General features: G+C 54.2%; 9 protein-coding genes. 8 read left to right on the plus strand and 1 reads right to left on the minus strand.

Annotation, left to right across the window (positions count from 1 at the left end):
- The first annotated feature begins 98 nt into the window (after positions 1–98).
- The 6 genes from INT22_RS09820 to INT22_RS09845 all read left to right on the plus strand — a co-directional run bounded on the left by INT22_RS09820 (position 99) and on the right by INT22_RS09845 (position 5,304).
- The gene (locus tag INT22_RS09820) at positions 99–1,211 is read left to right on the plus strand and encodes a YqaJ viral recombinase family nuclease (protein WP_226912572.1); all 1,113 of its coding nucleotides are present in this window, start codon (positions 99–101) and stop codon (positions 1,209–1,211) included.
- A gap of 174 nt (positions 1,212–1,385) precedes the next feature.
- The gene (locus INT22_RS09825) at positions 1,386–2,366 is read left to right on the plus strand and encodes a recombination directionality factor (RefSeq protein WP_226912573.1); all 981 of its coding nucleotides are present in this window, start codon (positions 1,386–1,388) and stop codon (positions 2,364–2,366) included.
- A 132-nt stretch (positions 2,367–2,498) separates the two neighbouring features.
- A complete protein-coding gene (locus tag INT22_RS09830) occupies positions 2,499–3,320 on the plus strand; it encodes a DUF932 domain-containing protein (protein WP_193059451.1) in 822 nt (273 codons plus the stop codon).
- A gap of 14 nt (positions 3,321–3,334) precedes the next feature.
- Positions 3,335–3,838 (plus strand): RadC family protein, encoded by a 504-nt coding sequence (radC, locus tag INT22_RS09835; RefSeq protein ID WP_193059450.1) that lies wholly within the window; start codon positions 3,335–3,337, stop codon positions 3,836–3,838.
- Positions 3,839–4,042: 204 nt separating this feature from the next.
- Positions 4,043–5,032 carry an Rpn family recombination-promoting nuclease/putative transposase gene (locus tag INT22_RS09840; protein WP_193059449.1) on the plus strand — a complete coding sequence of 330 codons (990 nt, stop codon included), beginning with the start codon at positions 4,043–4,045 and terminating at the stop codon, positions 5,030–5,032.
- A 35-nt stretch (positions 5,033–5,067) separates the two neighbouring features.
- Positions 5,068–5,304, plus strand: coding sequence for a hypothetical protein (locus INT22_RS09845; RefSeq protein ID WP_193059448.1), 237 nt, complete (start codon positions 5,068–5,070; stop codon positions 5,302–5,304).
- A 92-nt stretch (positions 5,305–5,396) separates the two neighbouring features.
- On the opposite strand, the gene INT22_RS09850 is transcribed toward INT22_RS09845, so the two are convergent.
- Positions 5,397–6,623 (minus strand): tyrosine-type recombinase/integrase, encoded by a 1,227-nt coding sequence (locus INT22_RS09850; RefSeq protein WP_193059447.1) that lies wholly within the window; start codon positions 6,621–6,623, stop codon positions 5,397–5,399.
- 85 nt (positions 6,624–6,708) lie between these two features.
- Here INT22_RS09850 and INT22_RS09855 point away from each other — a divergent pair, with 85 nt between their 5' ends.
- Complete coding sequence (locus INT22_RS09855) at positions 6,709–7,008, plus strand: helix-turn-helix domain-containing protein (RefSeq protein WP_193059446.1); 300 nt, start codon at positions 6,709–6,711, stop codon at positions 7,006–7,008.
- A 171-nt stretch (positions 7,009–7,179) separates the two neighbouring features.
- A complete protein-coding gene (locus INT22_RS09860; RefSeq protein ID WP_193059445.1) occupies positions 7,180–10,428 on the plus strand; it encodes a beta strand repeat-containing protein in 3,249 nt (1,082 codons plus the stop codon).
- Positions 10,429–10,449: the final 21 nt, after the last annotated feature.

Here is a 10,449-nt window from a genome sequence, read left to right on the forward strand (position 1 = left end):
AAATCGTCAATCCATTTCCCTTCGTTGATCACAAGCACTGGTTGCCCGCCAACAGGCTAGGGCGGCGATGCCGTGTCTACCGTTTAGGAGTATCTATCATGAGTCACACCCTCCACTCTCAAGCAACCGCCGTTGACGCTGTTCTCTCCCACGGACAAGTCGATGCGCTTCCTTCGCGTGAGATGTCTGCTTTCGTCGAGCGTGAAAGCCACTTGAAGCGCCCTACACCGCCGCCCCGGCGTTACCGCGAACAGGCACGGCGCTTGGTCGATACCCGCGCCCTGGATCGCAAGGCATGGCTTTCGATTCGTCAGAGCGGCATTGGCAGCAGTGACGCGGCGGCGGCCGTAGGGCTGCATCCGTATAAATCGCCGTTGGAACTCTGGATGGATAAGACCGGGCGCCAATTCGATGACAAGGAACCCAGTCGGGGCGAGATCCTCACCAGCCCTTTGCACTGGGGGCAGGTGCTGGAACCCATCGTGGCGGAGCACTACGGACGACATACCGGCCATCGGGTACAACGCGTCAATGCCATTTTGCAACACGTCGAGCATCCCTGGATGTTGGCCAACCTGGATCGTGAAGTGGTGGGCAATGATGAGGTGCAGATTCTGGAGTGTAAAACCGCCGGAATCTACGGCGCCAAGCTATGGAAAGACGGCGTGCCTGAGTACGTGCAGCTACAAGTGATGCACCAGTTAGCCGTCACCGGCCAACAGGCCGCTGATGTCGCCGTATTGCTCGGTGGCCATGAGCTACAGATCCATCGTATCGAACGCGACGAGGCGATGATCGCGCAGCTGATCACGTTGGAGCGGCAGTTCTGGGACTATGTGGAGAACGACACGCCACCGCCAGCGGATGGGTCGGACTCGGCGGATCAGGCGCTGCGGGCGCTATTTCCCCAGGACGATGGCGAGACGGTTGATTTGTGCCAAGACGCGAGCCTTAGCCAAGCCTTTGCCGATCTACAGCGGGTACGACACACCCTGGACAATGCCAAGAAGGAAGAAGCCAAACTCAAGCACCGTCTGCAGCAGGCGATGGGCACCGCCACGTTGGCGATCTTTCCCAGTGGCGTGCTGAGCTGGAAGCAGACCAAACCTGTCAATCGGCTGGATACTAAAACGCTCCAAAAGGAACACCCGGCCCTGTGCGCCGCCTACCTTCACGCGCATCCCGGAACCCGGCGGTTGGTGGTGCGCTAATAGCGCTCATGTCGTCACACAGCGCCGCTGTACGCGGTTGCCGTATCAAATTAAACCTACGTTACCTCAACCAAGCACACGCCTCAGCGCGGCTCTCCGGCCGCCTGGGGCGTTTTGCGTTATGGGGTAGCCAACCATGCATCACTGATGTGCTGATGTAGTAAGGAGATCCTTATGCTTAAAGGCTTAGCCATTACCCCGCCCATCCTGGGGCGGATCACTATCGGCAAACTGGTCGAGAACAACGGCAAGCGTCTGCCACAGAAAGACGACCAATTCACTATCACGTCCCAACTCCAGACCAAGGAGGGCTGGATACGCCACCCGCTCGATGAACAGCTACGCAGCGCTCAGGAGGGCAAGCTCCGAACGATTCCCATCCGGCTGCTGTTCAGTGACCCCGACCTCAACCTGCGTGCTGAATACGCGCTGTTCGACCGGCAAACGGCCAGGCCACTGTGCGTAGGCGATGGCGAGCAGTGTAAACGGCGTACCCAGGACGGCATGGTCACGCTCGACTGTCCTTCCCCTGACGGTTGTCCTTTAGCCCAGGGCGGCGCTTGCAAGCCCTACGGGCGGCTTAACGTGTTGATTGGCGATGACGACCCACTGGGCAGTTTTATCTTCCGTACCACCGGCTTCAACTCGATACGCACCTTGGCCGCACGGCTCGCCTACTTCAAAGCGATTTCGGGTAACCGGCTGGCGTGTATGCCGTTGGAGCTACGGCTACGCGGCAAATCCACCCGCCAGAGCCGGGGCACGGCGATCTTCTACGTGGATATCACCCTGCGCGAGGGCTGGACGCTGGAAGAGACCCTGGCCGAGGCGCAGCGCCTGAATGAGTTCCACCAAGCCACCGGGTTTGATCAGAAAGCGTTGGATAAGGCCGCTAAGGCCGGATTTGCCAACGGGGCCTTTGAAGACAGTGCCGAGGAATCCATCGACGTGGTCGAGGAGTTCTACCCCGAGGCACCGCAAACGCCAGTGGGCAAGCAGGAACCCAATGCCCCGGTGACGCTGGCCGACAAACTGCAGGCCAAAAGCCAGCAGGGCCAGCCTGAGCCACCAGAACCGGAAAGTCCCGACCAGGCAGCACCACCGCCTGCCGACCATCCCCCACAAACCCCACCACGCGAAGCCAAGCGCGCCTAAGTGTGGATCTCAAACGTTAGCAACTCACCCCCTCTCTCGATTTAACACCACCACCGCTCAACGTTGCCCGCTGCCTGTTTGGCGCGGGCCGTTATGCCGTGGTTAACCGATAAACTGATAAGGAAACACACCATGCGTATTCTCACTCACGACCAACTCCACCGTACTGCCCCCGCCATCTTTGCTAGCCAACCCGATGAAGCGGTGTCGGATCGCTACGGCTTCGTGCCGACGATTAACGTGGTCGATGCCCTGCAGGCCGAGGGCTGGTACCCGGTTCGCGCCCAACAAACCAACGTGCGTCAAGCCGAGCGCCGTGACGTGGCGCGGCACATGATCCGCTTCCGGCAAGACCCTGACCGTCAACTCGCCGTCGGTGACAGCATTACCGAACTGGTACTCACCAATAGCCACGACCGCAGTGCCGCCTTTCAGCTCGATTTAGGGCTGTTTCGGTTGATCTGTCTTAACGGCATGGTCACGCCAGTAGGCGACGTGGGCGGTATCCGCGTGCGTCACGGTAAGCAGATCGTTGATGAGATATTAGAAGGCTCTATTCAACTCAGCCATCAAGTGCCCCGCATTGCGGAAGGGGTAGAGGCGTTTCAATCCACCTTAATCAGCCGAGGCGAAGCCCAGCTGTTTGCCGAGTCGGCTCTGTCGCTGCGTTACGGTGACGACTGGCAAGCGGCTAGCCCCATCCAACCCACCGATGTACTCGAAGCTCGACGCAGCGAAGACGCCAACGGCTCGCTGTGGAGTGTTTTTAACCGCACCCAAGAAAACCTCTTCAAAGGCGGCTTACGTGGCCGTTCCCCCACTGGGCGGGCCACTCGCACCCGACCGATCAACAGCGTCGCTGAGGACGTGCGTTTAAACCGCGCCTTATGGAAGCTCACCGAGCGATTCGCTGAGCTGAAAGGAGCAAGCCTCCCGTCCTACACCCACCACTGATAAGGAGATCCCGTATGACCTGCCAGATACCGCAACTCATTGCCGGGGAGACCCCCGGCACCTACCGTCTGACCAGCGACGTTACTGACGCTCAGCTATTACACCTGGCCAAGATGATCGCCCACAAGCGGCTTCGCAAGGGCAATAAGCTAGGGTGTCCTGATGAAGTTCACCGCTGCCTGCAAACCCTATTGCTCGACTACCCCTACGAAGTGTTTGGCACACTGCTATTAGATACCCAGCACCGACTGATCGCCTTCGATGAGCTGTTTCGGGGCACCATCGACTCCGCCAGCGTCTATCCCCGCGAAGTGATCAAGCACGCCATCGAGCACAACGCAGCGGCGGTGATACTGGTTCACAACCACCCCAGCGGTGATCCCGAACCCAGCGATGCCGATAGACGCATTACCCAGCGGCTCAAAGACGCCCTGGGATTGGTGGATATTCGGGTATTGGACCATGTCGTGGTGGGCCACGAAGGCTATGTCTCGTTCGCTGAACGGGGGTGGCTGTAAGGTCACCTTCACGCTGAACTCTCTTTACTCTCCTGCCTCACGCTTGCCCTGACCGGCAGCGTGGGGCGGGGGCTTTTCTGGTGGGGCTCTTTTTTTCTTTAAGCATCAGGTCAATAGCGTGAGCGGAAGGGCGTTTGAGCGTGGGAATGAGCGTTGGGCGTCGCGTGCTGTGGTAAAATGAAAACATTGAGACAAGGAGTCAGCATGGCGGATACCACCCACAAGCAACATGATACGGGCTATAAAGAGTTATTCAGCTACCCGGAGTTCGTGCAACAGCTCATTGAAGGCTTCGCTCCAGCCGAAATGGCCGAGTTGATGGACTTCTCGACGCTCAAGAACCACAGCGGTAACTACATCACGCCGCTGTTCGAGGAGAAGTTCGAAGACGTGGTCTGGTCAGTGGAGGTCACTTGGCAGGGCGTCACCCAGCAGGTGTTCCTCTACATTCTGCTGGAGTTTCAATCCTCGGTGGATCGCACCATGCCGATCCGGCTGATGCACTATGTGGCCTGTTTTTACGACCACTTGCTCAAGAATGGAACGACCACACCGCACAAGGGCTTACCGCCGATCCTGCCTATCGTGCTCTATAATGGTTCTGAGAACTGGACGGCCCGGCGTGATATCTACGACATGGTGCGCCCGGAACCGCCCGCGTTTCTGCAGGTCTACCAGCCACATCTGCGCTATTACTTGGTCGATGAAGGGCGCTACACTGATGAGGAATTGTGCTTACGCCAGACACCACTCAGTGGCGTGTTCAGTATCGAAAAGGCGTCTACAAATAGGAAAGGGCTGCAGCAAGCCGTGGATCGGATTGTGGCAATTATCCAGGCTGATCCCAACAAAGAACGTATCGACAAGATTATTACCCGCTGGTTGAAGCGTCACCTGCAGCGGCTTGGGGCTGAGGTCAACCTGGATCAGCTCAACAGTTTGGTGGAGGATAAAGACATGTTGGCAGAGAACTTAGAGAATTGGGCGCAGCAAGAGCGTCGTGAAGAGCGTGAGAAGGTTCTGCAGGAAACCGAGCAGCGCTTAAGGGAAGCTGAAAAGCGTGCTTTGGAAGAAAAGCTTGAAACTGTTCGCCATTTACTGGCGTTCGGTGTGCTCAGTGATGAGCAGATTGCCGAAGCCACAGGATTAGCGGTTGATGAGATTGCCAAGCTGCGGATCGAAGATAAGCACTGATCCCACCTTTCAACAGTTTGGTGGAGGACAAAGATATGTTGGCAGAGAATTTAGAGAATTGGGCACAGCAAGAGCGCCGAGCAGAACGGCAAAAGGTTTTGCAGGAAACTGAGCTGCGCGTAAGAGAAGCTGAACAACGTGCCCTAGAAAGCAAGCGCAACGCGGCCCGTAAGCTGATCGCCCGTACCGAAATGGATGACCAAGCGATCGCGGAGATCGCCGATCTATCGGTAGAGGAAGTTGATAAACTGCGTGCCGAGACCCAGCACTGATCCTGCATTAATTCCAGTAACCCCCGCCACACGTACAAAAAAGGGCAGCCACCGAATGGGGCTGCCCTTGCTGTATCTGCCTGTTTTATTTTTCACGTCTTAGCCGCTGTCGACCCCTTTCCCCTCAATACCGCCTCACCGGTATGGGGCGTCTCAGGCGCATCCGTGGGTTGCCACGGCACGCTACTGGCAGCGTCAATCAATGAGGCCTGCGTCAGGTGTGCATAACGCTGTGTGGTGGTGATATCCCGATGCCCCAATAACCGCTGCACCTCATACAGCGAACGTCCCGCATTGACCATAAAGCTGGCGAAGCTGTGGCGTAAATCGTGCATTCTTAATCCTGGCAGCCCTGCACGGCAGCGAACCTCATGCCAACGTTTGAAAATCGATACATAAGGCTTCTGTGTCTCAGGGTTACCAAACGGATAATCGCCGCTGACGCGTCCCGCTTCGTTCAGTGCCTTCAATACAAACAGTGCCTGCGGTGATAAATACACATGCCGCGTTTTCCCACTTTTGTTAATCGGAATGGTCCAGATCTGACGACGCAAATCAATATCCTCCCAGCGTGCGTTCAATACCTCCCCCCGCCTTGCCCCAGTAAACAGCAAGAACATCACAATCCACTTGAGCATGGGTGGTTTGGCTGTTTCAAGGACATCAATAAGCCGCTGGGTTTCTTCCGGTGACAAAAAACGCTCTCGGGCGTTGTTCTCGACGTACAGTTCAATAACAGCGGTAGGGTTCTCCTTGACTCCCGGTGTTTTCCACCGCAGCGCACAGTTAAAGATAAACCGCAGCAGAATGATCAATTTGTTGGAGGAACTGGGCTTGTGGGTTTCCCGGTGACGGCGAACCACTTTCATAATGCGCGCAGGCGTCACTTCATCAAGATAAAGATCCCCTAATGGCTCCAAAACGTGTGCTTTGAGTTGGCCCCAATCGTTTTTCCAGCTTTTTTTATAGCTGCGAGCATAGGGTAAATACTCATGCTCAATAAAGTGCCGCAGGGTCGGCACGTCCTTGCGCGCCTCACGTTCGGCATAAGGGTCACGCCCCAAAGCAATTTCCGCCAAGTGTGACTTTGCTAGGGCACGAATATCTGCCAATGGCACTATCTCGGCATTGGCCAATTTCTTCTCCACCTGATGGCCCCGATCTGCACGATAGCGCAGATAATAGCTTCGTTTACCCGATGCTAAGACTTTTAACACCAATCCCGTGACTTTGGTGTCGTAGTAGTCGATTTTGGCTTTGCCACGTGGAGATGACTTGGTACTCTCCACGAACTGTTGTGTCTGATTTTTCTTTGGCATAGCTTTTCAGTCCCTTTAAAACGCATTAATGCTACTATTGATAGCATAAAAGAGTCTTTTAGCCAATATTTTGGAGATTAATTCAATGAATCAAGAAGCGATGCGGTTTGCGCTTGCCATGCGCATAGGGCGCGCCGCCCTGGGGATGAGCCAGCAAGAATTTGCCAATGCGTTGGGTGTGGCGAAGTCTACGGTGGCACGAAACGAAACCCTCGATATGAGCATGCGCGCTGACACATTGGCTGCTATGTCACGGTTATTTAAAGAGTATGGGATTGAAATAGACCTGTTGGGGGCTGCCGATAGCTTAGACATAAAGGTCAACCTTTCAGCCATAAGTCGGTTGACAGAAGAGAAAAATAACGCTGGCACAGACAAGAAATGAGGGTTAAATATAGAAAAGCGCGTTTCTACCAAATGAACGCAAAACCGCATCACTCAGTGTTTCGTATGTGATCCATTGATAGCATAAGTGAATCAAAAATAAGAAATGTGGTAGAAAAGCGTGATTGGGGAGGGTTTTTAAGGTGATTAGTTAAATTAAATCAGTTAGTTAGTGGAATGTGACGCTATAAGTCTGACTCAGCAAGCCGACAACCTGGAAGGTGCCGACGGTTCAGACACTACTTTCGAAGCTCCGGTTACCCAGAACGAAACAGGTTCTGGCGCACTGGCCAACACCTTTGAAACTGGCGACCGTTTAGACGGCGGCGCTGATAGTACTAACGTACTGCGCGCTGACCTGATCGCCTCTGGCTCTGTTTCTGATAACTGGGCTCCAGCGATCTCTGCTGAAACTACTAATATTCAGGAAGTTTATCTGCGCGCCCAAGCTGGTCGCGTAGATGCTGGCGCTGACAACACTACTTTCGGCGCTACTGTAGACGCTGAGAAGATGGCAGGTGTTGAACAGTGGTGGACCGATGGTAGCCGTGCTGATATTCGTATTGAAGACGTCCGTTCGCGTCCGGTAGATACCATCCTGGGCATGCGCGAAACTGACCCCGAAGTAGGCTTCGAAGTTTACTTTAATCCGCTGTTCATGGAAGGCGGTCAGACTAGCCAGTCACAGCTGGTTATTCAAATTGCTGAGCTGGACGGTGGCAACGTCAACTCAGAAGCTGAACTGAAAAACATCAGCGTTAGCGCGCTGTCTTTCGAGCTGGCAGGCGAATCTGTAACGCTGGCTAGTGATGAAATGGCTGCTGCTAACACCTGGGCTGAACTTGAAACAGCACTGGTAGCAGAATTGGAAGCTGCAGGTCTGGGCGACCTGGAAGTCACTCGCGGTGACAACGGCCAGTTCCTGTTGTTTGATGCTGAAGGCCGTGCCTTCTCAAACCAGGGCGGCTTTACTGCTACTGCGACTACTGATCAGCAGATCGATATTCGTAACCGCATTACCCAAGAAGTTGAGACCCAGGAAGAGAAGACAGAAACGACGCTGGTTCTTGACGGTGCTGGTAATGGTTCACGTGGCGGTGACGTCAACATTGCGGCCATGTCAGGCGACCGCGGTATTGAAGTGATTAACGTTGCTGTTGACCGTGATAGCCACATCCGCTCTCTCCGTTCAGAAAACAACCCAAATGATACGGGATCTTTCTCTACTGAGCAGCAGTTGGAAGAAGTCTATCTGACGCATCTTGCTGACGGTGCCAAAGGTGATTTCCAGCTAGGTAGCCGTACAGTAAGCGATGACGGTGTGTCTGGTACTATTGATGACCGTCTGAACACTAACGGTCTTTTGGACGTTCGCGTTTTTGATGCAACAGGCTACTCTTCCAGCATTAAGCTCGGTGCATCTCTGACTGCTGGCGTTTTTGACAAGTACCTAGCTGGCGCAGAAGAGACCGTTCAATTCAGCTACCTGCTGGGTGACGGTGGTAACAACTTCAGTCTTGATGTTGATAACACTGTTGCAGCCGACGGCGACTTCGCTCTGGAAATCGTTGGTGGTGCCGAAGACGACCGTGTCAACCTGTCTGGCTTGGCAGTAAAAGACTCTACCTCTGTCAACGGTGACGAGGGTGTCAATACAGTCGAGATCAACACCACGACAGGTGCAACAGCTGACGACTTTGGTAACTATGCAACAGGCAATGCCGTTGATTTTTCAGCTGAAGACACTGCCTTTGCTGGTTTTGAAAACGTTGACCGTCTGGTTATTGCTGGCGACAACGATACCCGTCAGAACATCGTTACCGGCAACATGACCGCTATCGATGGCAAGAAAGTTGTGATTGCAACAGACTTGGCTTCTGATTTAGCTGGCAATCCTATTGCAGGAACTGGTGTCGACACCGATATCGTTCGAGCGCGCATCGATACCGAGCTGACTGTATCTGGCAAGAACCAGACGCTGGGTTCAGGCAACAACAACAACGATCAATTCGTTGGCGTTGTAGACGTGATCAACACTCGTCCGGTTCCGACCCAGAATAACTTGGAAGTGCTGCTCGACAACACTGCCCGTCTGGATGGTGAACTGGCCGTTGAAGCTTTTAACGTCAGCATCGAAGGCGCTGGCACCAGCGCGGTTCGTGAACTGGATCTGACCTCTGGCGGTCGTCGCAGCTCTGAAAACCTGGTTCAAAGCGCTGCTTTGGCCGGTGTTGGCAAAGTTGACCTGGACGGTACCCAGAACCTTGATCTGCACATTGCAAGCATGGCGTCTGGTGCTTCTGTAGTTGACGGCTCTGACCTGGGCGGCGACCTGGAACTGGCAATCAACGGAGGTCTGCTGACTGGCGCAACTGACGTGCTGACCGGTACGGCGGCTGAAACTGACACTCTGGCTGTATACGGCGGTGGTGCTCAGGCAACAGTTACGGCTTTCGAAACCATTCAATTGGGTCTGGCTGCTAACAACCAGTTCAACGGAGCGGTCACCGGCTTCTCTGGCGAATTCAACGCTGCTGCGGTATCCGGCGTTGAGCAGTACAACGTCGCAGCTTTAAGTGGTGCTGCTGAACTGATCAACCTGTCTGGTTCTGAGGTTGTTAACGTTGCGGCGAATAACGCTAATCAAAATCTGACGTTGATCGCTGCTGACCGTGCAAACGGCAACGAAATCACCGTTAACTTCGCTGGTGATTACTCAAGCGATCTGTCGGTTCAAGACTACCGTACTGTAACGCTGGATCTGGCTGCAGATACTAATTACGTCTTCAATCTGGATCTGAACACTGTAGACGGCACCAACGCAGGTACTACTTACGCCCGCACACTTGAAATTGTTGGTGGCGGTGTAGATGCGAATGGTGATGTTACCACTACGCTGAATATTGGCGATCTTGACACTGCTCTGAGCACTGTTGACCTGTCAGGCTTCGAAGGTAACCTGCTTAATGCACAGTGGGACGGAACTACTGGCACCAACGGTACGGTTGTAGCTAACGAGTATAACTTTAGCTTCAATGTTGGCGGTAACGGTACTTCTTCTGAGTTCATCTCTAGCTTTGACTTCAATGCCGACGCTAGTGAAGCAGGTATTGTTTGGCAGATCGATAACTTCCAAGTGTTTGGTCAGGGTGGTGTTGATTTGACTAACCAGTCAATCATCGATCTTCGTGATCTGGGTGTTGATAGTGCAGCAGACATCGTTGTTCAAGATGCTAATGACTTCTTCACCGCACTGAATGGCGCTGCACAGCAAGATTACTTCGACCAGGGATACACGGCCGCTGACTTTGCTGCTGGCGACACCGTTGTAACCTCAAGCGAAGGTCTGGATTTCACCATTCTGTTGAACGGCGTTACCTCTACTGACCTCGTAAACGAAAACTTTGCAGGTATCGCGTAAGCTGCCTTTGGCAACTTATTG

It is taken from the genome of Halomonas sp. 3D7M (assembly GCF_014897885.1).
In the GTDB taxonomy this organism is placed as follows: domain Bacteria; phylum Pseudomonadota; class Gammaproteobacteria; order Pseudomonadales; family Halomonadaceae; genus Vreelandella.

Bases quoted from the DNA above. Each gene is read 5' to 3' on its own strand.
- INT22_RS09820 (WP_226912572.1), top strand. From the start codon at position 99: ATGAGTCACACCCTCCACTCTCAAGCAACCGCCGTTGACGCTGTTCTC.
- INT22_RS09825 (WP_226912573.1), top strand. From the start codon at position 1,386: ATGCTTAAAGGCTTAGCCATTACCCCGCCCATCCTGGGGCGGATCACT.
- INT22_RS09830 (WP_193059451.1), top strand. From the start codon at position 2,499: ATGCGTATTCTCACTCACGACCAACTCCACCGTACTGCCCCCGCCATC.
- radC (WP_193059450.1), top strand. From the start codon at position 3,335: ATGACCTGCCAGATACCGCAACTCATTGCCGGGGAGACCCCCGGCACC.
- INT22_RS09840 (WP_193059449.1), top strand. From the start codon at position 4,043: ATGGCGGATACCACCCACAAGCAACATGATACGGGCTATAAAGAGTTA.
- INT22_RS09845 (WP_193059448.1), top strand. From the start codon at position 5,068: ATGTTGGCAGAGAATTTAGAGAATTGGGCACAGCAAGAGCGCCGAGCA.
- INT22_RS09850 (WP_193059447.1), bottom strand. From the start codon at position 6,623: ATGCCAAAGAAAAATCAGACACAACAGTTCGTGGAGAGTACCAAGTCA.
- INT22_RS09855 (WP_193059446.1), top strand. From the start codon at position 6,709: ATGAATCAAGAAGCGATGCGGTTTGCGCTTGCCATGCGCATAGGGCGC.